The organism is Chitinophaga sp. GbtcB8 (assembly GCF_019091455.1).
Lineage (GTDB): Bacteria > Bacteroidota > Bacteroidia > Chitinophagales > Chitinophagaceae > Chitinophaga.
In genome coordinates, this window is record NZ_JAGXJN010000006.1 from 102,393 (window position 1) to 126,088 (window position 23,696).

14 protein-coding genes are annotated in these 23,696 nt (G+C 48.4%); 9 read left to right on the plus strand and 5 right to left on the minus strand.

Annotated features, from left to right (window positions below; all coding sequences use genetic code 11):
- Window positions 1-44 precede the first annotated feature (44 nt).
- Together fucP and KVT36_RS08825 are read left to right on the plus strand one after the other, a co-directional pair.
- Window positions 45-1,256 (plus strand): L-fucose:H+ symporter permease, encoded by a 1,212-nt coding sequence (gene fucP, locus KVT36_RS08820; RefSeq protein ID WP_217603127.1) that lies wholly within the window; start codon window positions 45-47, stop codon window positions 1,254-1,256.
- 27 nt (window positions 1,257-1,283) lie between these two features.
- The gene (locus tag KVT36_RS08825) at window positions 1,284-2,306 is read left to right on the plus strand and encodes a substrate-binding domain-containing protein (RefSeq protein ID WP_217603128.1); all 1,023 of its coding nucleotides are present in this window, start codon (window positions 1,284-1,286) and stop codon (window positions 2,304-2,306) included.
- 66 nt (window positions 2,307-2,372) lie between these two features.
- Here the strand turns inward: KVT36_RS08825 and KVT36_RS08830 are convergent, their stop codons facing one another.
- The 4 genes from KVT36_RS08830 to KVT36_RS08845 all read right to left on the minus strand — a co-directional run bounded on the left by KVT36_RS08830 (window position 2,373) and on the right by KVT36_RS08845 (window position 6,946).
- Window positions 2,373-2,870: a DinB family protein gene (locus KVT36_RS08830; protein ID WP_217603129.1), complete on the minus strand. Its 498-nt coding sequence runs from the start codon at window positions 2,868-2,870 to the stop codon at window positions 2,373-2,375.
- A gap of 89 nt (window positions 2,871-2,959) precedes the next feature.
- On the minus strand, window positions 2,960-4,549 hold the full coding sequence (locus KVT36_RS08835; protein WP_217603130.1) for a beta-carotene 15,15'-monooxygenase: 1,590 nt from the start codon (window positions 4,547-4,549) through the stop codon (window positions 2,960-2,962).
- Window positions 4,542-5,606: an HlyD family secretion protein gene (locus tag KVT36_RS08840; RefSeq protein ID WP_217603131.1), complete on the minus strand. Its 1,065-nt coding sequence runs from the start codon at window positions 5,604-5,606 to the stop codon at window positions 4,542-4,544. Before KVT36_RS08840 ends, KVT36_RS08835 begins: the two co-directional genes overlap by 8 nt.
- Window positions 5,607-5,611: 5 nt before the next feature.
- Window positions 5,612-6,946 carry a TolC family protein gene (locus tag KVT36_RS08845; protein WP_217603132.1) on the minus strand — a complete coding sequence of 445 codons (1,335 nt, stop codon included), beginning with the start codon at window positions 6,944-6,946 and terminating at the stop codon, window positions 5,612-5,614.
- 65 nt (window positions 6,947-7,011) lie between these two features.
- On the opposite strand from KVT36_RS08845, the gene KVT36_RS08850 reads away from it, so the two are divergent.
- On the plus strand, window positions 7,012-7,863 hold the full coding sequence (locus KVT36_RS08850) for an AraC family transcriptional regulator (RefSeq protein ID WP_254639914.1): 852 nt from the start codon (window positions 7,012-7,014) through the stop codon (window positions 7,861-7,863).
- A 7-nt stretch (window positions 7,864-7,870) separates the two neighbouring features.
- On the opposite strand, the gene KVT36_RS08855 is transcribed toward KVT36_RS08850, so the two are convergent.
- Entirely contained in the window at window positions 7,871-8,245 is a 375-nt protein-coding gene (locus KVT36_RS08855; RefSeq protein WP_217603133.1) for a hypothetical protein, read from the minus strand.
- Window positions 8,246-8,410: 165 nt separating this feature from the next.
- Here KVT36_RS08855 and KVT36_RS08860 point away from each other — a divergent pair, with 165 nt between their 5' ends.
- The 6 genes from KVT36_RS08860 to KVT36_RS08885 all read left to right on the plus strand — a co-directional run bounded on the left by KVT36_RS08860 (window position 8,411) and on the right by KVT36_RS08885 (window position 23,695).
- Window positions 8,411-9,019: a sigma-70 family RNA polymerase sigma factor gene (locus tag KVT36_RS08860; RefSeq protein ID WP_217603134.1), complete on the plus strand. Its 609-nt coding sequence runs from the start codon at window positions 8,411-8,413 to the stop codon at window positions 9,017-9,019.
- A gap of 80 nt (window positions 9,020-9,099) precedes the next feature.
- Window positions 9,100-10,722, plus strand: coding sequence for a tannase/feruloyl esterase family alpha/beta hydrolase (locus KVT36_RS08865; RefSeq protein ID WP_217603135.1), 1,623 nt, complete (start codon window positions 9,100-9,102; stop codon window positions 10,720-10,722).
- A gap of 82 nt (window positions 10,723-10,804) precedes the next feature.
- On the plus strand, window positions 10,805-14,881 hold the full coding sequence (locus KVT36_RS08870; protein WP_217603136.1) for a two-component regulator propeller domain-containing protein: 4,077 nt from the start codon (window positions 10,805-10,807) through the stop codon (window positions 14,879-14,881).
- Between the two features lie 191 nt (window positions 14,882-15,072).
- Complete coding sequence (locus KVT36_RS08875; RefSeq protein WP_217603137.1) at window positions 15,073-18,252, plus strand: SusC/RagA family TonB-linked outer membrane protein; 3,180 nt, start codon at window positions 15,073-15,075, stop codon at window positions 18,250-18,252.
- 16 nt (window positions 18,253-18,268) lie between these two features.
- Window positions 18,269-20,107: a RagB/SusD family nutrient uptake outer membrane protein gene (locus tag KVT36_RS08880; RefSeq protein ID WP_254639915.1), complete on the plus strand. Its 1,839-nt coding sequence runs from the start codon at window positions 18,269-18,271 to the stop codon at window positions 20,105-20,107.
- A gap of 168 nt (window positions 20,108-20,275) precedes the next feature.
- On the plus strand, window positions 20,276-23,695 hold the full coding sequence (locus tag KVT36_RS08885; protein ID WP_217603138.1) for an alginate lyase family protein: 3,420 nt from the start codon (window positions 20,276-20,278) through the stop codon (window positions 23,693-23,695).
- The last annotated feature ends 1 nt before the right edge of the window (window position 23,696 follow it).

Below are 23,696 nucleotides of genomic sequence, written 5' to 3' on the forward strand. Positions count from 1 at the left end.
CGGTAGTGGTAGCCAATGAAAAGGAATGAATAAACTGAGATAAGATGAGCGACCAGGCAAATTTCACAGAGAGAAGATACCTGACGGTGTTATTATTTGTAACCTCCCTGTTCTTCTGCTGGGGGGTAGCGCTCACGCTGGGTGATGTATTGAACCGGCATTTTCAGCATGTGCTGCACATCTCGAAATCACGTTCAGGACTGGTGCAGCTGTCACTGTTTGGCGCTTATGCTGTAATGGGCATACCAGCAGGCGCTTTCATGAAGCGGTTCGGCTATAAGAAAGGCATTTTGCTGGGGCTTGGATTGTATGCGCTGGGAGCATTCCTGTTTATTCCGGCAGCAGAAGCAGTTTCTTTTAATTTTTTCAGGTTTGCGCTGTTTGTGCTGGCCTGCGGGCTGGCAACCCTGGAAACGGTTGCACATCCTTTGATAGCGGCTCTTGGCGACCAGCGTACCAGTGATCAGCGGATCAATTTTTCGCAGTCGTTCAATGGGCTGGGAGGCGTGATAGGCCCGGCCATTGGCAGCTATTGTATCCTGAAAGCAGGGCAGGAGCATTCAGGCGACCTGCTGGCTGTGAGGGATCTGTATATGGTGATAGGGATTGTAATTGTTTTGCTGGGGCTTGCTTTCCTGTTTATTAAAATACCTTCGCTCCATACCGCGCATGCTGTAAGTGATGGTGGCGCGGGCAATATAAAACAGCTGCTCCGGCGCAAGCATTTTGTATTTGCTGCAGTGGCCCAGTTCTTTAATGTGGCGGCACAGGGAGGTACCTGGGCTTATTTCATAAACTATGGGCATGATGTAATGGAGCTGAGTGATGAAAAGTCGGGGTATTTCTTTTCATTGAGTATGGTGATGTTGATGGCCGGGCGTTTTGCCGGTACAGCCTTAATGCGTTTTATAGCGCCGTATAAGCTGCTGGCGGTTTTTGCGGGCATGAATATACTGATGTGTATTATCGTGGCGCAGCAGCTTGGCTGGATCTCGTTCATTGCCCTGATCATGATCAACTTCTTTTTCAGCATTATGTTCCCTACCATCTTTAGCCTGGGGCTGAAGGACCTGGGAAGGCATACGCAGCAGGCTTCTTCCTTTATTGTAATGGGCGTGGTAGGCGGCGGCATCTTTCCACCGCTTATGGGCCTCATTGCTAATCATAGCGTGGCGGAGGCATATTATCTTCCAATTGTTTGTTACGGGGTGATATTGCTTTTCGGATACAGCTATCCAAGGCTGGCTAAATTTTAATTCATTTTTGATCTTAAATAACCTCTTGTGAAGAAACTAAGAATCAAGGATATCGCAAAGGACCTGAGTATATCCAAGACGGCTGTATCTTTTATCCTGAACGGAAGGGCGCAGGAGAAAAGGATCAGCGGGGAGCTGGTGGAGCGTGTGGAGAAGTATATACAGGAGGTGGGGTACAGACCCAGCTCTATTGCCCGTGGATTAAGAACAGGGAAGTCGCATATCATCGGTCTGATGGTGGAAAGCATCTCCGATCCCTTTTTCGCTACCATTGCCCGTTTAATTGAGAACGAGGCTTATAAGGAAGGCTACAGGATCATTTATTGCAGTACGGATAATGATACGGAAAAAACGAAAGAGCTGATCAACGTGCTGCGGGAAAGGAACGTGGACGGCTATATTATTTCTCCGCCGCCAGGGGTAGAAAAGGAGATCAATGAGCTGATCAAAGCCGGCATGCCGGTGGTAATGTTTGACCGCTACCTGGCAAAAGTGAAGACGGATTATGTAGTTATTGATAATGAGTTTAGCGCGGAAAATGCTACCCGTTACCTGCTGAGGCAGGGGTACCGGAATATTGGATTTATTACGTTCTCATCGTCCCTCACACAAATGAAAGGGCGTATGAAGGGATATAGAACTGCCCTTAGAGAAGAAGGGTGGAAACCTTATGTGCTGGAAATAGATTTTACGCCGGATGAAAAAGTAATGGTGCAAACGGTGAAGGACTTCCTGGTAGCGAACCCGAAACTGGATGCGGTGCTGTTTGGAGCAGTGCAGGCCGGCGCATGCGGACTAAAAGCCATGACACAGCTGAAGATGAAGGTGCCGCAGGACCTGGCCGTGATCTCCTTTGATGACCATGACATTTTTGAGCTGTTTGCAACGCCGGTAACGGCTATTGCGCAGCCTATCGAGAAGATCGCGCACAAGGTCATCAGCCTGTTGCTGGACAGGCTGGATGCGGAGAACGGGGCTGGGGTTGTGAAGGAGATTGTTTTAAAGACCAGGCTAAAGGTACGGGCATCATCGGGGGCGAAAGCTGAGTGAACACCTTGAAATAATGCCCGCACCTAAGAAAATATTAAAGGCTCAAATGGCGGAAAGAGAGTAATCTTACATATACTTCATAGCCCCGTATCCCAATAACCGGCGGTATAATGCGATTTGCCCTATACAATTGGCTTCCCGGTACATGGAAAAAGTGATCATGTCAAAAAAAGGAAATTGCATACCGGGCATTTCAAACATGCTGTTCAGCTTTTCATCGCTGGCTTTGGCAAGTGCTTCCCTGCAAATAGGAGCAATATACGCCCAGTCTTTTTTGTACGATTCCAGTGAGGGATAGGTAACGCCTTCCTGAATGCCTTTATTCTCTTTAAAAAGATCGTAGGCAGCCTGTTTATGCCCTGTTGCGCCAAACATTTCCGCCAGGTCAAACCGTTGCTGTACCAGGCTCCCGGCCAGCCATTCAACGTGATTAGCTTTTGTGTTCAGGCGGTTATGGGCATCTTCATCTGAAATTTCATCCAGCACATTATTGAAAAAAGGAGTTTGCAGATCATACAGGGCTATTATCCCCAGCATCCTGTTACTAACTATTGCTGTTTCCATGATATTATGATTTAGATCGAAGGTACTCCGATCCGTACGTTTAAAGCAGGGTTAAACGCGTCAATTTAAGGGGGCGATAACGACGGAGCTTATGCCGGGGAAAGGCTCCGCGATCTTAAATAAACTACGGTCCTGTTCAAGTATGGGAAGAGGGCAATGAGCAGCAGCGTGCCTACAATGAGCCAGCACATCAGCTCATAATAATCCATTGCAAACCGGAGCTGCCCCTGCCCGTTAATACCCTGCACCAATAATTTGTGGGATGCTTTTACCGCCTGCCCTGGCGGCATTCCTTTTGCCATCAAATGCCTGGATTGCGTGTGAAAGTTTTGCCGTACCACCGGGTCAATTTTAGTCAGGTGATCCTGGAATGCATTGTAATGCCGGCTTCTTTCAAAGAGCTCAAAATAATTGATGATGCCAATGCTAACGCAAAAGCCCAGGTAACGTATGGCAAGGCAAATGGCCGAAGCGGAGGCGCCTGATGATACCGGCACGGAAGAAATGGAGTAAACAATCGTAGGCACCATGATCATTCCTACACCAAGGCCCTGGATAAATAATGGAATAAGATAGTTGTGCTCATCAGCCTGCACATCAAAAAGAAAGTACATGCGCATATGAAAAACCAGCAACAGCAGGAATCCCGGCAGCCATACATAACGTATCCGCTTTTGCTGGAGGATCATACAGCAGGCTATCACCACGCCCGCAACCAGCCCCGCAAGGTTCAGCAGGTTAATATAGGAAACATGCATAGGATCAAAACGGAGTACCGTTGCAAAGAAGCTGTTGGTGATGCCGGAAGCAAAACGGCAGATATACATTACAAACAGTACCAGCAGCCCTATTCTGAAATTGCGGAACCGGAGTGTGCGCAGATCAATATAGGGGCGTTTCATGGCTTTCTGCCGCAGTATATATAAAGCGGCCAGTCCGGCAATAGCTATAACGCTGTACCTTATACGGGGATCTTCCAGCCAGTAATATTCCTGTCCATAGATCATAATATAACCGCACAGGCAAAGCATAATACTGTACAGGGTAAAGCTTTGCCAGTCCAGCTTATACAATGGGAAGCGCACATTTAACCGCACATTGTTCATGGTTAGCAGTAACAGGATCAGGCAGGGCATGTAAGAGAACAGCGCGCCTTTATAAACAATATTGAAATTATATGCGTCAACCAGGTCGGCGGTTACAAAATTGTTGAACGGCATGGCGCACAGCAGCAATCCGAAGAACACGGAAAAGCTCACCTCTCTTGCCCGTTCGCTGCGCAGGCGGGTAAACATCAGGGCCAGGGAAAGGTTCACCGTGCTGGAGAACAGCATACCCTGGATAAAACGTACCGGGAACAGGATATACAGCTCATGGGTATGATAGCAGACAAGGCTGGTGAGTATTTGCAGGAAGGTGAACAGGATGAAATACTCCCGGGTGGCCAGGTAGCTAAAGAAACGGCGTTCCAGGCTATAAAAGCCAACATAACCCGCATAAAAAAGTGCTACGGCAAATTGTATATCCGCAGGCTCGCTGCCATAATAACCTGCTGCTGCATTGATATTGGCCAGCGGCAGAAAGAACAGCACTATGCTGGGCAGCAGCACCAGGAACAAAATGATCTTTATCAGCCATTCAGGCGCCCAGTCCCGGAATATAGGAACGGTGTTATTCATGATGCTGGCCTTTGGGCGTATAAACATTCACGTTCATGCCGGCTTTCAGCATAGCTATATCCTTCCGGTTACCATCGATCCGGATGCGCACCGGTACACGCTGCACAATTTTGACATAGTTACCGGTAGAGTTATCCGGCGGCAGCAGTGAAAAGCTGGAACCGGTAGCGGGCGACAGTGAAATAATAGTTCCTTTAAATTGCCGCCCGGGGTAAGCATCTGCAATCACTTTAACGGAATCGCCTATACGCATATGGCCTACCTGCGTTTCCTTGTAATTGGCTACTACCCATTTATCCGTTTCGTCATTTACAATGAAGGCAAGTGTTTCACCTGCATCTATCATTTGCCCTGCTTCCACAGTGCGTCTTCCCATCCGCCCATTGTAGGATGCGGTGATAACCGTATAGCTTACATCCAGCTTGTGCCGGTCCAGCAAGGCTTTTAACCGGGCAATTTCTGCGGCCACCACCACTTTTTCCGCTTTAATGTCTTCAATACGGGAAGTGGCTGCATCATAATTGTCCTGCGCTGACTGGAAATCACTGGTGTTAACGTCCAGTGTTGCCTTCATGTTTTCCAGCTGTTGTTTGGTGGCCGATTCTTCATTATAGAGCTGCTGGTAGCGGTCGTAGTCCAGCTGCTGTTTCCAGACCTTTGCCTGGTTGGCCGTGATCTGTGCTTTGGAAGCGCTGGCCGTTTTTTCCAGGGTATGGGAAACACTTTCCAATACCTGCAGCTGCGCTTCGGATTTTTGAATGGAGGCTTCGGTCTGCTGCTGTTGCAGTATATATTCCCGGTTGTCAATGATCAGCAGCGTATCACCTTTTTTAACAAGCTGATTTTCCTCGAATTTTACGGCAACAATAAAACCGCCTGCTCTTGAAATTACCGGGTTAATATATTCCTCAACCTGCGCATCATTGGTTTGCTCGTAAGTATAATAGCCCCATATGGTGTAAATGCCCCAAACGGCGAGTGCAATAACAATAATGCCTGCCATCCACCCGGTTATGATCGTTATCAGCCTGTCTGTAACGGTGTATTTCTTTTTCATTGTATTTATAGAACGCCTGTTATGTTTTGGAGTAAATAGTATTTGGTTTGGGCCCTGATACGGGCTGCAGCCAGCTCAAAGCGGGTTTGCAGCACCTGTACATCTGCATCCAGCAGGTCTGTGATGAGCGAGGTTTGGTTGAAGTAGGTATTCTTAGTGATGCGCGCATTTTCTTCTGCCTGCGCTACATTCACTTCCGCTACCCCTATCTGCACCAAAGCTTCTTTATAGCGGAGCAGCGCTTCTTTTACCTGTTGCCGGACTTTGTCCTCTGTATCCTTATGGGCTTCTTCTTCCTGTTCCAGCTCCAGTTTTGCGGCCCTTACCTTATGCACATTGTGATAGAGTGCGGAGATCGGAAAGGAAGCTTTTACGCCGGCTATGCCAAGCGAATACCAGTACGGGTTATAGGGATATAAAAAGATCTGCGGGTTAGCATAGTAAAAATCCCCGTAGGCCCCGGCTTTGGGACGTGCATTGGCTTTTACCTGCCGCAGGTGTATTTTACTGAGCTCCGTTTGTTGTGCTGAAATATGATAATCGAAAGAATGCTGCAGGGCTTCTGCCAGGTACTGCTCATAGGAAATGTGCTCATCCTGGTGGGTATTGAGATCCGCAGGCAGCAGGGGCCGTTCATCCGGCTCACCCATAATAATATTGAGCTTTTGACTGGTAATGAGTATATCATTTTCAATGGTTACCAATGTCATTTTCCGTTTGGACAGGTCAAGCTCTACGCGCAGCACATCGCTTTTAAGCACTGTTCCGTTTTTGTGGAATGCCCTGATCTCTTTGAGCTGTCTTTCCTGGTCGGCAATATCCTCTGTGATCAGGCTTCTGAAAATAAAGGATTGCTGCAGCTCCAGGTACAGCGCTGCGGTCTTATAATGTATATCTGAAACAGCCTGGTCTTTCCGGATCAGACTGATCTGGTGCAGTGTTTTGTCCTCTTCTATTTTCAGATTGAGCTTATTGCCATTATAGAGGTTCAGGTAAAAGTCGGTACCTACCCGGTATAACGTGTGAATGACCTCATGCTGGGTGGGTGAGGAAAACAGCCCGTGTTCATAGATGGGAATATTGGTTGCTTTTTCTGCGCTGCTCATGATACCCAGTTCAGGATAGCGCTCTGTCCGGGCATCCCGGATCTCTTCATCTGCTGCCTGGGCAGCCTTTCTTTTGATCTCAATTAAGCGGCTGTGCTCTTCTGCTTTTTGCCAGGCTTCCGGCAGGGAGATCCTCAGTGTGTCATTTGCAGCAGTGATAGCTTGTCCATAGGCGGGAAAGGCATAACCTGCAAATAACAAACCGGCTAAAAATGTACTTATTCTGCGGCTCATAATTTCTGGACGCAAAAGTATTAAGCGGATGCTTATCCCGTTTCCCTTAAAAAGACAATTTTTACATGATTCCGGCCAAAGTTATATTTACCTTTGTTCCGGCAGATAAAAGTGCCTGCCTGTATTATAATATGGGATTGATTGCCGCCCTGCCGGAAATTGACAAGCAGAAGAACAGCGTGTTCGTGATGCACGAGAAGTCAGAAAAGCTCATCCCCCTGCACAAGCATACCAAAGGGCAGCTAAGTTATGTAGAAGGGGGTATTGCCTATATTACAATTGATTACCGCACCTATGTGGTGCCGGCCAGGCATTATTTCTGGATCCCGCAGGGTATGGAACATATTCTGCGTATCGGTTATTCGGCAACGGTGCTCCGGTCGTTGTATTTCTATGCGCAGGAAGATGGGGTAAACCCTTTTTATGGTAAGCTGGGTATTTATCCCGCCAGTGAGCTGCTGATCCAGATGATCAATTATACCGAACGCTGGGACGGCAGGCATGTAAGTAATAAGGATGAAAATTTTGAGTTCCTGGTGGCGCTGAAAAATATTCTGCCGCAGCTTAATAATAAAGCACTGCCCATTATCCTGCCGACAACGGATAATGAGCAGATGCAGAAGATCATCCGGTACCTGGAAAAAAATATGGGTGAGCGGCTTACCCTGAAAAGCGTCAGCAGCCGCTTTAATATCAGTGAACGTTCTATGTCGCGGCTGTTCCAGTCAACCATACAGCTGTCCTTTCTTCAGTTCCTCAAAACCATTCGCATGGTGAAGGCCATAGAAATGATCCTGAAAACGCAAAAGCCTATCAGTGATATTGCGTATGAGGTAGGGTATTTCACTATCAGCTCTTTCAGCGATGCTTTCCAGGAGTTTACCCAATCACGCCCCACCGATTTCCGGAGAAAATAGGATGTATTTACCGGTTACCTGCTGTTTGCATTTTAGTGAGCTGGGCAAGGGTGTAAGCGCCTATCGCCATTACCAGGTCACGTACGGCTACATCGAAATAATTGCCACCAATGATCAGCTGCAGGGCAATACAGATCAGCCAGGCCATAACAACGTAAGCGCCGATCAGCGGCCGCACCAGCACAAGGATCCCGGCAATGATCTCAATAACGCCTACCATTTTCATAAATGTCATAGGGTCAAAGGGGATCATGCTTTTATTATTGCCAAGGTAATCAACCCAATTGGTCAGCAAATTGGTAAATTTGTCCAGGCCGGCTACGATCGGTACAATACCGAATGTGAGCTTTAAGGTGCTTTGGAGTTGCTTAAGAGTTGCCATGATAGATTAATTTTGATACACCTTTTAGAGCAATGACTTCTTAAAAGGTTACAAAATTTTTTCAAATGCGCGGGGCTGAAGATTTTTTACCCAAAAAATGTAACCTTTTTAGGATGCTTTCATCTAAATGATATGACAGGTCAACCGGGTACAATATCGGGCTCTATGTCCGATGAGGAACTTATTGCAAGGATCCTTGCAGGCGAAAAGCGGCTTTTTGAGCTGCTCATCCGAAAGTATAACCAGCGATTGTACCGGATAGGCATGTCTATCCTGGAAATTGAGGCAGAAGCGGAAGATGCCATGCAAACGGCTTATATCAATGCTTATGAAAACCTGCCCCGTTTTGAACAGCGTTCCTCATTTGGCACCTGGCTAACAAGGATCATGCTGAACCAGTGTTATGAGCAAAAGCGGAAAAGTAAGCGTATCCTTTCCAATCCTGAACAACCAGATAATTTCATAAGTATGCAAACACCGGCCAATGAATTAGACAATAAGGAGCTGAGCCATGTGCTGGAACAGGCCATTGCACAGCTGCCGGAAAAGTACCGCCTTGTTTTCGTACTGCGGGAAATGGAAGATCTGTCTGTGCGGGAAACATCCGCCGTTTTAAATATTGAAGAACCGAATGTAAAGGTCCGTTTGAACAGGGCTAAAACAATGCTGCGGGAAAATTTGACGGGTTATCTGAAAGAGCGTGTTTACAATTTCCACCTTAGCCGTTGCGATAAGATTGTGAATAATGTAATGTTGCATTTGGGGATTGTGTGAATACAATTGCGTTATAAAATTAGACCGATGATCTTTATCTTCAATAAATATTGTACCGGGAAAGGATAAACAATTTTATTGTGAGATCAAAACAACGAACCTTTATCATTGCTTTTATAATTGGAGTAACTCTATTGCGGCTAAATACAGTAAGCGCACAAGAGAATAAGATCAGCATTGAGCACTTGCGGCAAAAGATCACTGCTTTAGGGCTGCCCGGGTTAACCATAACAGATATTCAATACGTGGATTCCGGCTCTTACCAACCGGCCGCATTTGCAAAAGCATTGGATGGGCTTCCCGCATTTTGCCTGGTATCAGCAACCCTTAAACCAACACCGGTTTCAAACATCAGGATAGCGCTCTGGATGCCGCGCAACAGCTGGAACGGCCGTTTCCTTGGAACCGGTAATGGAGGCAGCGGGGGCAATATTGTTTATGATAAGCTGGCCCAGGGTTTAAGAAAGGGATATGCAACGGCTAATACAGATATGGGTACATCCCCTAATGTGGATTCATCCATCGGCCAGCCGGAGCGCTGGATTGATTTCGGATACCGTTCCACTCATTTAATGACGCTTGTATCTAAACAGATCCTGGAAGTTTATTATGGGAAAGCCGCCCATCATGCTTATTTTATGGGCTGCTCAACCGGCGGTCAGCAGGCATTAATGGAAGCGCAGCGGTATCCGGGCGATTATAACGGGATTATTGCAGGTGCACCGGCAAATAACCGCACCCATTTACACACCGGATTTATATTAAATCATCAGGCCACCAATGAAACAACGGGTAGCCGGTTTTCAGCAGCAGACCTTTCCTACATCACCAAAACGATTGTGGAAAAATTTGCAGGCGCAAGTGGCGGCGCACCCACAGACAGCTTTCTCACCGATCCGCGAATAGTAAAGTTTAACCTTGATTCACTCTTTAAATGTGGGAATGGCAGCAAGGGCCAATGCCTTACGGATGCTCAGATAGCTGCCCTGAAAAAAATATACCGGGGACCGGTGAATCCCCGCACAGGAGAGCAAATTTATTGCGCTCCGCCGCCCGGTAGTGAAAATGCAGGTGGTGGTTTGGAATACCAGCAAACGGCCAAAGCAGCCGGCCTGTTTTACCTTTACCGCTGGGTGTTTGGCGCCGGATTCGATTACCGGCATTTTGATTTTGATAAGGACCAGGCTATCATAGATTCCCTGCTGGGGCCAGCATTGAATGCCAATGATCCTGATCTGAGCCGCTTTGAAAAAGCGGGGGGGAAATTGATTATGTTCACAGGCACAGCAGATCCGCTGGTGCCCTACCCGGACGCTATAAATTATTATGAACGGGTGATACAGCGGCAGGGCAGCTTAAAAAAGACACAGCATTTCTTCCGCTATTTTCTGATACCGGGAATGGGCCACTGTGGCGGCGGGTCAGGCATTAATGATTTCGGGCAAAACCCCGTTACCGCTGCAAAACAAGACAGTGAGCACGATGTGCTGCTGGCATTGGTTAAATGGGTGGAGCAGGGTGCAGTCCCGGATAAAATTATAACCAGCGCGCTAGGCTGCTGCGGCACGCAGGATGTTAGATTTCAAAGACCTGTTTATCCTTATCCGGAATTCCCTGAATATACTGGTACGCATTCCAATTATAAAGCAGCGGATCACCCTCGTGGCGGCGTTTTGAAACCGGCGGGGAAATATGTGAAGTGATCGCAGAAAGGGAACCGGGAAAAATCCCGGCCATCCTGATTAAAATTTGCTAGATTAGTGGGCAGGGGTCAAATGAAACGTTATGAAAAAAGCTGTACACAGGATTCTCTATACACTGTTTGCTTTTTTATATTTCCATGCAGCATACGCTGGGCCGTACCCGGCTATCAATCACCTGGGCATAGAACAGGGCTTATCGAACAATACGGTCCGCTGTATTTTCCAGGATCACAATGGTTTTATATGGTTCGGTACCTACGATGGGCTGAACCGGTATGATGGTTATGGTTTTAAAGTGTTCCGCAATAAGCTGAGCGATACCAATTCCCTGGTTAATAATATTATTACTGCCATTGCAGAAGATCAGCATCATTTTTTGTGGATAGGCACCCGCCAGGGTGTAAGCTGCTATAACCCGCTGCTGTCAAGGTTTACCAGCATTACCTATGGGCCATCTTCACAAAAGCTCAACACCGTTATAAGAAGTATCGGAATAGATAAACAGGATCATGTTTTTATAGGAACAGAGGGATTGGGATTACTGTTAAGCGGACAGGGCGCCAGCTCCTGCAGCTCAATACCCCTTATTCTCAACGGCACGGAAACCCATAAATACGGGGTGCATGCCATTCTTACGGATGCTGGCAACCGCGTATGGGTAATGGTGCAGAACCAGGGCCTGGCCCTGTACAATGCAGCTACGCAAAAGCTGAACCTCGTGAACACTTTACTGCCAGGCGCCACCTGCCTGGCTACAGATGGCAAAACTATCTGGGTAGGCGCAGGTACGGCGGTATATGCTTATAACGTAGTTTCCCGTGAGCTGAATAAAATATTTGACGGCATAAACGATCCGCTGGAACCTGGCCTGGTGCTTTCACTCATGCTTACAAAAGATAAGCAGCAGTTATGGATCAGCACTGAAACCGGCAACATTTGCACCTGGAATATTTACAGCGGTGAAGTGGGGCATATTAAAGCAGGAGAGGGCCGGGATGAATTAAGCGGCGGCGCTATTCATACTATGTATGAAGATGGTGCATCGCGGAAATGGATCGGCACTTTGCGGGGCGGCATCAATATTATTGACCCGCAGAAAAGCCGCTTTCAAACCATCCGGCGGGAGCGTGGCAGCAATAATACTATGACAGGCAATGTGGTTGCTGCATTTTATGAAACGCGCGACAGCAGCCTCTGGATAGGCACAGACGGTTATGGCCTTAACAAATGGAACCGCCATACCAATACCTTTACAGCCTACGTACATAATCCTGCAAATCCGCATTCGCTGTCCGATAATTTTATTACCTGCCTGGAAGGGGATGCGCAGCAGCATTTGTGGATAGGTACTTATACAAAAGGCATTCAGCAGTTTGATAATACCACGCAGCAGTTTAAACATTATCCCTGTATTAACCCCGTTTCACATGCGGAAAACAAGGTGGTGTTTGTGTTGTATACGGATAAGGATAAGCAGCTGTGGGCATCTACCCTGCGCAGTGGCGGGGTGTACGGCGCTTTGTACCGCTACAACACCGCCAAAGATGCTTTTGATATGTTTGATGACCGCTTATCAGACCTGTTCTGTTTAAAGGAAGATGCGAACGGGGATCTCTGGGGCGGTAACCTGAACCAGCTGATAAAGATCGATAAGGTGAACCGGCAGCATGCGTTCTATACCATTGGCCATACAGTGCGCGCTATTTATGATGATGGCAGCAACCAGTTATGGGTAGGTACGGAAGGCGGCGGCTTGTTCCTGTTTGATAAACGCACGCATACTATTACTGCACGTTACACTACGGAGAACGGCTTGTGTAATGATGCGGTTTTAAATATGCTGGATGATGGCAGCGGCAACCTGTGGATCAGCACCTATAACGGTCTGTCCAGGTTTAACCGGGCAGCGCGCAGCTTTACGAATTATTACCAGGGTGATGGCTTGCAGAGTAACCAGTTCTTCTACAATGCAGCCCGGCAGCTGCGTTCGGGCGAGATGGCCTTTGGCGGCATTAAAGGCTTCAGCCTTTTTTACCCGGGGCAGATCAAAAGCCAGGATAACCAGCTAAAGCTGGTATTAACGGATGTGGCGGTGAACAATGCCCCCCTGCAAAAGAACGAAGCGTTTATTACTGCCATTAGTCCTGAAGCCATAGCAGCAGTTAAAGTGCCCTATAACAAAGCAGTTTTTTCCTTTGCATTCACCGCGCTGGAATTTTCATCTCCCAATAAAATTACCTACTCCTATTATATGGAGGGCTGGGATAAAGGCTGGAACAATGCCGGTAACATGCGTACTGCTACCTATACGCACCTCAATGAAGGTAAGTATACTTTCAGGGTACGCTGTACCAACGCAGAAGGCGTAATGAACAAACAGGAAATTGCCCTGGTAATTACAGTGCTGCCGCCCTGGTACCGCAGCTGGTGGGCATGGCTGTTATATACGCTGCTGTTAACAGGCTCCGTTTACCTGTACTTTTTGTATAAAATGCGGCAGAACCGCCTGAAGTATGAGGTACGGCTGGCGCATGTGAATGCGCAAAAGGAGCGGGACCTGCATGAGAAAAAGCTCTCGTTCTTTACGCATATCTCACATGAGTTCCGCACCCCGCTTACACTGATCATTAACCCGGTTAAAGAAATGCTGACAGCCGGAACAGGCGGCCAGGAACAGGAAGAGCTGAACACGGTGTACCGTAATGCGCGCCGTTTACTAAGCCTGGTAGATCAGCTGCTGCTGTTCCGCAAAGCAGATAGTGAGGCCGACCAGCTTAAAATAGTGCAGCTGGATTTCGGGCACATTTGCAAAGAGGTGTACTTATGTTTTGTACACCAGGCAAAGATCAAAAAGATAGACTACCGCTTTGAATGCCCGGATACGCCGTTGCCCATGTATGTGGACCGGGAAAAGATAGAGATCGTGCTCTTTAACCTTTTATCCAATGCATTGAAATTCACCTCCACCGGCGGAGCGGTTACCTTTAGCATAACGGAGCTGAATGATAGTGTACAGGTATCTGTAACAGATACTGGTTGCGGCATTGCGCCGGAAACAGGCGATCAGCTGTTCCGTAAATTTTACCAGGTAAAAAATGCAGCAGCGCCATCTGCCAAAGGTTTTGGCATTGGCTTATACCTGGTAAAACACTTTGTGGACCGGCATGGCGGCCGGGTGAGCTATGAAAGTAAGGAAGGGGAAGGCACCCGCTTTCAGCTGGTGCTGCTAAAAGGCCAAACACACTTAGGGCATGAAACCATTTTCCAGGATGTGCCGGAAAATTCCATCTTCCTGCGGGAGCTGGCTGCCGATACTATACCTGAAAAGCCCGGAACAGACCTGCCGGTGCTGGTTACAGAGCAGCAAACCATCCTGGTGATTGATGACGATGAGGAGCTGCGTAAATATGTAGCCCAGCTTTTTGCAGATGGTTTTACCATCCTGGAAGCTGCCAGCGGGGAAGAAGGGCTGAAAATGGCCACCGATTACCTGCCGGATGTAATTATCAGCGATATAACCATGCGGGAAATGAGCGGCATAGATGTTTGCCGCAGCATAAAAAGCACTCCGGCGCTAAGCCATATCCCGGTGATACTGCTTACAGCCACCACCACCTCCGAAAGCCAGCTGAAAGGCATTGAAAGCGGGGCCGATGATTATATTACCAAACCTTTTGAAAAAGAGCTGCTGAAAGCCCGGGTACAGGGCACTTTAAGAAAGCGCAATACCCTGCAGCAGTATTTTTATAATGAGATCACCCTTAAAAGGAACGACCTCAAAGTTTCCGTTGAGTACAAAGAGTTCCTGGACCGCTGTATTAAAATAGTGGAAAGCCACCTGGACGACGATAACTTTTCCATCCGCACCCTGGCCCGGGAAATGGGCATGAGCCATTCCGGCCTGTATAAAAAGGTAAAATCAGTGTCCGGGCAGTCCATCAGCGGGTTTATCCGTTTTATACGCCTGCGCAAAGCCGCGGAGTTTATGATCAATACCGAAAACAATATCACCGAAATAGCTTCCATGGCAGGCTTTAATAATATTAAGTACTTCCGCCAGTATTTTAACGAGCTTTTTGGCATGAACCCATCGGAGTACATTAAGAAGTTCCGCAAACCTTTCCACAATACCCACCATGTAAATTTTAAGCAGGGCTAAATTCCCCGTACCAATTCTATACCCTCCCTTTTTCCGCTGTTAATGCGCCTTTCCGGGCGCTTTGGGCGAAAAATATACCCTTTTTATCCGAATCTGTACCTCCATGATCTTGGGGGTATCTGATACTTTTGATTTGTCACTGGCCGGGGACAAGGCGTCATGTGAACACTCTGTAAATCAAAAATTCCCGTATGAAAAAAACACGTTGTAAAAGGTATGGCCTGGTTTCATTGCTTTTTACCTTTTTCATTTTCGCACACACCTATGCACAAACTTCCGTTGTAACAGGGAAAGTGGTGGATTCTGCCGGCGCACCGGTGGCAGGCGCCAGTATTATTATTAAAGGTGTGCCAAACAGGGGCACCCATAGTAACAGTGACGGCTCATTTAAGATCAATGCATCCGGCAACGAGGTGCTGGAGGTGCGTTACCTGGGTTTTGAGTCGCAGGATATATCTGCCAATGCCGCGCAGGTATCACGCATCACCTTAAAATTAACCAATGCTAACCTGAACGATGTGGTGGTAGTAGGTTACGGCACCCAGAAAAAAGCCACCCTCACCGGCGCCATTGCGCAGGTAGGCGCAGAAGTGTTTAAAGACCGGCCGGTGGCCAATGCAGCAGTAGCGTTGCAGGGTACAGTACCGGGGCTTAGCATCACCAGAACATCTTCGCGCCCCGGCAACGAGGGGCTGGCCATCCGTTTGCGGGGTGAATCATCTGTAACCGGTGTGGACCCGCTGATCATTATAGATGGCGTACCGGTAATAGGCACCTGGGAGCTGAACCAGATCAACCCTTATGATATTGAAACGGTAACGGTGCTGAAAGATGCATCGGCCGCTATTTATGGCGCCCGCGCACAGGGCGGGGTAATGCTGGTAACCACCAAACGCGGTAAAAGCGGCAAAATGCAGGTGAGCGTAAACAGCAATGTAAGCGTAAACACCATAGGCATTAATGTGCCATGGGCTAATATGCCGCAGTGGGCCAGCTTATACCTGGCTACCGCCACTGCTGATAAGCGGGATGCAAACGGCAACCCGGTGGAGTGGTACCCGCAATGGACCAAAGACAACTTGCAGCGCATGGCCAACAACGAATCATTTGACTACACAGATCCCAACGGTATCATACACCATTATGCTGATAATAACTGGCAAAATGCATTATACGGGCCGGCATGGTCAACCCAGCAGAATGTATCTCTGCGGGGCGGTTCAGATAAAAGCAGGTATATGCTGTCGCTCGGTTACGCCAATAGTAAATCACTCTTAAAAACAGCGTATGACGGGGAAAAGAAATATACCCTGCGCCTGAACTACGATTATAATATATCCAAAGCCGTTAAGCTGGAAACACAGGTTGCCTATGACGACCGTTTAGTGCAAAGCCCGCGTAACGGTATAGGTAACGGTTATTTTGATGCACCCATTTTCCCGGTGTATAATGCCACGGGCCAGTATTATGATGATTACGGCTACCGTAACCCCGTAGCCTTTACAAAGAGCGGCGGCACTTCCAAAAATACAGAAGGCATTTTACGGCTCAATGGTAAGCTTACGGTGGAGATCATAGACGGACTTCGTTTATCCGGTACCGCAGCCATTGTGAAAAGGAACGGCTGGCAGGAAGCTTACAATCAAACTTTTAGCCTGTACAACTGGGTGGGTGATAAGGTGAACTCTGTACAATACGCGCCACCTAATAACCCGTCAGTAACAAATACAGTAGGCAATACCCTTTACCAGAACTATGGCGTTCAGCTCGACTATACGAAAACGATTGGTGCGGATCATAACCTGGCTTTTATGGTGGCCAATACGGCGGAGCTGTCGGAAACCAGGGGCCTCAGCGCCTCGCGCTCACAGCTGCAGTTTGATGGTTTGTATGATATTAATACCGCCATTTCTCCCGCCAGCGCAGCGTATAATCAGCTGAACGGCGGAGGGGCCAGCCATTGGGGCCTGGTATCTTACATAGGCCGTGCGAACTATGATTTCCGGAAAAAATATTTATTGGAAGTATTGGGGCGGCGGGATGGTTCCAGCCGTTTCCAGGCAGGTTACCGCTGGGCCAATTTTTATAGCGTTTCAGGAGGATGGCGTATCACGGAAGAAACGTTTATGAAAAACCTGCGCTGGTTAAATGACCTGAAGGTGAGGGGCAGCTACGGTGAAACCGGCGGCCAGGCCAATATTGGCCTGTACGATTATATTGCTACGGTGAATGTGAACGGCACTGCGTTGTTCGGTGTTACGCCCGGCCTGCAAAGCACCGCTTACCTGGCAGGTATCACCACCAACCAGCGTACCTGGGAGCGCATGGTGAACAAGAACATTGGCCTTGATTTCAGTGTATTGAACAACCGCTTAAGCGGCAGCTTTGACCTGTTTGAAAAACAGAACGTGGGCATGCTGATAGCGCTCGTATATCCTACCATGTTAGGCGGCAATGCGCCTACTACCAATAATGGCACCTTCAGAACACGCGGCTGGGAGCTGGCGCTTCGCTGGGATGGCAGCGCCGCTAACGGTAAGGTACGTTACAACCTGGGTTTTAACCTGAGCGATAATAAAACCATGGTAACATCCTACGCCGGTAAAGATACCTGGGTGGCCGGCAAGAACGCCATTCGCCAGGGTTATCCTTTAAATGCCCTGTTCCTGTATAAAACAGATGGTTATTTTAAAACCCAGGAAGAGGTTACTGCTTACATGGCTAAATACGGTGCATCAGGCGATGCAGCCAGCTATACCGGTGTTACCAATACCTTTCACCCCGGCGATCTCAAACGGGTAGACCTGGATGGCGATGGCAGGATCACTACCACTGGTACCGGCGTAAAAGGCAGTGGCGATGTATCTTATTACGGCGATGCTAACCCGCATTACACCTTTGGTTTTAACCTGGGCGCGCAATGGAACGGCTTTGATTTCGGCGCCTTTATACAGGGTGTTGCCAAATGGAACATTCTGCGTACCGGTAATGCCCGTGCGCCTTTCTTCCGTAATTACCTCAATGTGAACACTACCTACATTGGCAAAACCTGGAGCGCTGAAAATACGGATGCAGCATATCCGCGTTTGTCTTTCGATAATAATATCAACAACTGGAACTGGCAGAACAATGATGTGAATGTGCAGAACCTGCGCTACGCAAGGTTAAAGAGCCTGGTAATAGGGTATACCATACCGGTTTCGCTTACCTCAGTTATAAAAATGGAAAAGGCCCGCCTTTATTTCTCCGGCAATGATCTGTTTGAGATCACTTCTGTAAAAGATGGCTTTGACCCGGAAAGGGGAGAGAGCTCTGATAACAGCTATCCATTTTTCAGAACCTGGTCCTTTGGCCTTGATATTACTTTCTAAGCAAAAAAAATTACGGATGAAAAAAGCAAGATTTTATATACTGATGCTGGTTGCAGTTACGCTGTTACAATCAGCCTGTACCAAAAGATTCCTGGACCTGGATCCGCAGGATACGCCTTCGGAAGCCGTGTACTTTACCAAACCGGAACATTTTAAAGCCGCGGCCAATGATTTTTATAACAAGATGATCGGCTTCCGGCCGGTAGATGGCAGCAGCATTTATAACTGGGAAGACAAGGGCAGTGATATTATTGATGGTGGTTACGGATGGCCGGTGGCACTGAATGCCAGCGATATTTACTGGAACAACCCTTATAAGTACCTGCGCGGTAATAATATTTTAATTGAAAAAGCGCGGGAGTATAACGGTAATGCTGCGGATATAACAAAGTACGTGGCGGCCGCGTATTTCTTTCGTGCCTGGCATCATTTCTTTTTGCTGAAGCGTTTTGGCGGCGTACCCATTGATACCATTGTGGTAGATATTAACAGCCCCGAGCTGTACGGTCCGCGCAACAGCCGCTACGAAGTAGTAAAACAGATCTTATCAGACCTGGATGTGGCCATTGCCGGCTTACCGTTGGAAGCCGCCATAGCTGCGGCTGATAAAGGCCAGGTAAGCCAGCAGGCAGCCAAAGCGTTTAAGGCACGGGTACTGCTATACGAAGGTACCTATGAAAAATACGTGGGCAATACTACGGATGGCGATGGGGTAAGCACAGGCGCAGGCTCTAAAGGCGTCAGCTCTGCCAACATCCCGGCCTATCTTACACAGGCCGCCAGCCTGGCTGCCGACGTAATGAGCTACCCGGATTACAAGCTGTTTAACGACCTGGACTCCTTAAGCTATTACTACCTTTTTGTGCTGGAAGATAACCTGTCCAACCCCAAAGGCCTTACCAAGGCTAATAATAAGGAGTTTATACTTTCCAGCAAATATGATTATTCGTTGTTGCAGGGTAATGCCAACCTTACGCATACCGGTGCAGGTGCGCCTACCCGCAAGCTGGCTGATATGTATACCTGTAAAGATGGTTTGCCGCCTTCAGCCTCCCCGCTGTTTAAAGGATATGCCAAAATGAGGGATGAGTATGAGAACCGCGATTACCGCATGCTCGGCATGGTGGGTATTCCCGGAAACCGCTACTGGGGCTTTAGCTCAGCCTTTGGCGCTAATTATACATTAGCCAACTATATAGACCTGTTTAACTGGCCATCCAGTATAAAACCGTATTACCCGGATCTTTATAATAACAGCAACACAGGTTACAGCAACCGCAAATGGTCGTCGGAGCACCCGAACAGGAACGATTACCAGGAATCGTATGATTACCCGCAGATCCGTTTGGCAGAGGTATACCTTATTTATGCAGAAGCAAAATGTGAGCTGGGTAACGGAAGCATTTCTGATGCAGACCTGAACCTTTCTGTTAACAAGGTACGGGAAAGGGCCGGTGTGGCGCCCCTCACCAATGCTTTGATAGCACAGCATCCCGGTCTTACCATGCTGGGAGAGATCCGCCGGGAAAGAACCATTGAGCTGCAGAATGAGAATACCCGCTTTACAGACCTGTTCCGCTGGGGCATAGCAGAAGCAAACCTGAACCAGCCGGCAGAAGGAGTGGTGATCCAGTATAACGGGCAGCCTACAGAATTTGCCACCGCCGTAAATCCGAATAACAACCTGCCTATTTACAGGGCCAGTGTTTTTCCTTATGGTGTAAACCCTGCAAATGGCGCATTGAAATTATTTGCGCCGCCAACAGCGCCTATGACCCGCAAGAATTATTTAACATCCATTCCGCAGGATCAGATAGGGATTAATCATGCGCTGGTGCAAAATCCTGGGTATTGAGCACCGTCATTGCGAGGAGCATAAAGGATTTTGTGGGTGTGGGGCGACGAAGCAATCCCCCGAATGAATGGCAGGAGATTGCTTCAGGCATGCTCCGCACAAACCTGCCCTATGCTTCGCAATGACGAAGCAGGGCCTGGATAATCATAAAAATAAAGACAGGCAATTATGAGATTTTTATGGCTCCTGGCGCTGGGATGTTGTATCACCATTCAGCTGCAGGCACAGTTAACAGAACCTATTGGAAAGGCAGACCTTTCAGACTGGCAGGGCGGCGTTTACCGTTACCCGGATGGTAGGCAATATAACCATGGTTTCCGCATCATTAACGAAGGTGTGCACGACTGGACAAAATTTTACGGCATCAGCTTGCAGGTGTTTGCAGATAAGCCGGTAAATGTAGAGGTGGTAATAAAAGTACCTGGCTATGAAAAAGATAACATCTATCCTGAAATAGCAGCCGCCATTCCGCTTGCCGGTACCGGCTGGCAGCGGGTGGTGGTGCCCTGGCGGTTGTTCCGCATTAGTGAGGCGCAGCGCACAAAAGCACTGCAAACGGTAAAGGAGGTCATCATCCGGGTCGCAGGCGCACGTGTGCGGGATGTACAGCTTACAAAAGGAGAGGTGATTGCACTTAGCACAGCGGTTATGGGTAAGTCAGCCCAACCCGGTACAACGGCCACGTATATACTTTCCGTAGGTAATACTACGCAGGAAAAACAATCCGTGAGCCTGCAGGCAGCCCATTACGGCTGGGAATCCATGCAAACCACGCTGGAACCCGCTTTGCTGGAGCTGGCGCCCGGCGAAACCAAAACCTGCACGGTAAAAGTAAAAGTTACAGACCGTTCGCCTGCAGGCAGCCGCGAAAAGCAGGTGATCAGCGTACTGGCCAATGGCAGAACTTTAACGGATGCTGGTATAACGCTTATCACGGCATCGGCGCTGCCTTATCCCAACATCTTACACACAGCTGCGCGCTGGCAGCAGGTAAAGGATAAGGTAACACATTATGCATGGGCCAAAGCAGCGCAGGGTAAATATACAGACCTGGCTGATAAATGGCAGGTACCGGAACCGGCTACACGAATTGGTACCGATAATGCTGATAAAGGCCTGCATCTTTTTAATACGCAGGAGGAGTTCAATTTTATGGCAGCAGGTATTGCCTACCAGCTTACCGGTAATAAGCAGTATGCGGAAAAAGTGGCCCTGTTCCTGCGGCGCCTGAGCGATCCGGAGAGCGGGTATCCTAAAACCCTGCGGGCCTGCCACCAGAGCTTTGTGCAGGAAGGCCATTTCTTTCAGCATATTGCCATGGCTTATGATATGATCGTTCCATCCGGTGTGTTGACACAAAAGGATCTTGCGGACATAGAAAACACCTTCCGCCTTTTTATTGAAACAGTTAACCTGGGCGCACGTGGCGGCGCTATCAACAACTGGCAGCTGAGTGAGGAAACCGGCGCTTTGTATTGTGCGCTGGCCCTGCAGGACTGGCACCTGGCAGAAGGCATTTTCAGCGGGCCATGCGGCATTACTGATCACCTTTCAAACGGGGTAATGAATGACGGATGGTGGTATGAGTGTTCCATCAGCTATAACGTTTGGTGCGCCAGCGAATTTTCCCAGATAGCCCTGGCCCTGGAACCCTGGGGCATTAACTTTAAAGATATGCGCCTGCCTTCCGGCACCACGCGTTATTACTCGCTGATGCCCGACATGATGCAGCCGGGTTTGTACGGCATGAACTTCGACAAATGGGGGCCGGTAACCAAGAACAGCACCGGTATTAAAGATATGTGGGATGCGCTGCCCTCTTTTACAGATTACCGGGGTATTATGTTTGCCGTAAATGATGCACAGGAAAACCTGGTAACCGGCCAGCCTTTTGAGCTGGCTTATTATCTGTATCATGATCCTGAATATGCAGCCATCATCCGCAGAAGTAGTGAAAGGGACTTGTTATATGGTGTGCCGGAGCTGCCGCAGGTATCCTCTGTATTAACAGGTAAATCGGCCTTTGCAGACAATATGGGCATTGTAATGTTACGCTCCGGTAAAAGCGGCAGGCCGCAGCGGGAGCAGATCCAGGCAGCGCTGCATTACGGTACCCATGGCGGCTTTCATGGCCACTTTGACCGTACTAACCTGCTGAACCTGAGCCGGTATGGCCGCAGCTTTTATAATCCGGAAATGGTGTGGTACGGTTACGGCAATTTCATGTATAAATTCTATGTACAAACATCCATGTCAAAGAACATGGTAGTAGTGGATCAGAAAATGCAGGAGCCGGTTGAAAGCCATCGTACCCTTTTTTATACCGGCAGCAAAATGCAGGCAACCGTGGTGGAAACCAAAGCAAGATGGTCAAACCCGCCTTATGGTGGTATGCAGTACGAAGAACGCGGCGGTATTTCTTTCGCAGAAAAATGCTGGCAGGAAGGCCGCTCAGTGCCCACACCAGCCGGAGCGCCTGCCTATGGCGCTGTTACCGGGTATACGGAACCGGTGTTCCAGCGCCGCCTCATGATTGTAACAGATGATTATGTAGTGCTGGCCGACTATGTAAAAGCACAGCAGGAACATACCTATGACTGGCTGTTTAACGCCAAAGGATTTAAAGGCGTCACCGCAAACGAAAAACAATTTGCACGCCACACCGCACAAATGAATACCGACCCGCTGGGCAGCGCGCAGTTCATTACAGATTGCAGCTGGCGGAACGTAAACGGAGCTGCCAAAGCCGCATTCGGCACCTGCTGGGGCAAGGATTGTGATAACAGCGGCACCCGCGCGCCTAATAGTGAGGATGGCGTTTTACAGCTGGATGTATACAATGTTTGGCCTTTACAAACAGAGATCATGACAGCTACCACGCCTGAAGATCATGGCATCAGTAACCAGGTAGTATATACGATAAAAGGTGATGGCAGCACCCTGAAAAAAGATAGCACCGGTGCATGGATCCTGGGTACGGCAGATATTGACCTGCCGCTTAATAATGTAAAACAGCTGTCGCTGGAATTGCGTTTGAGAGCTGCTTCAAATCCGGCCCTGTTCTGGGGTAATGCCATCATTGTATTGCAAAATGGAAAGAACATACCGTTAAGCAGCTTACCCATTACATATACCAACATCCGGCAGCCTGCGGTGAAAAATAAAGATTACCTGGGCGGGCCGGTGAAGCTAAGCGGCGATTCTATGTTAACCGCGCTGGCAGCTACGCCTGAAGATGTTTCACAGCCTGCAACAGTAAGCATTGATCTTGGCAGTATAAAAGCAGTACGGTTAAAAGTAAAGCTGGGCAGCGATTATCCTTTTGGTGATGAAACACCCAGAAGGAAAACCTATGCGGTGCGCAGCAAGGGCCGGCAGGCGGTATACCTTTCTGTAATTGAGCCGTATGAAAATAAGGCAGTGATCAAAAGCGTGCAGGCCACTGCTGCAGACAAGCTACGCGTGGAGCTGCTGGATGGCAGGGTACAGGAGTTTAACATCAGCCATCTTGAGCAGGAAACAGAGAAGGTAAAGGTAACAATGACGGAAAAGAACGGCACAGCCATCACAAAGGAAGAAACACATTGAA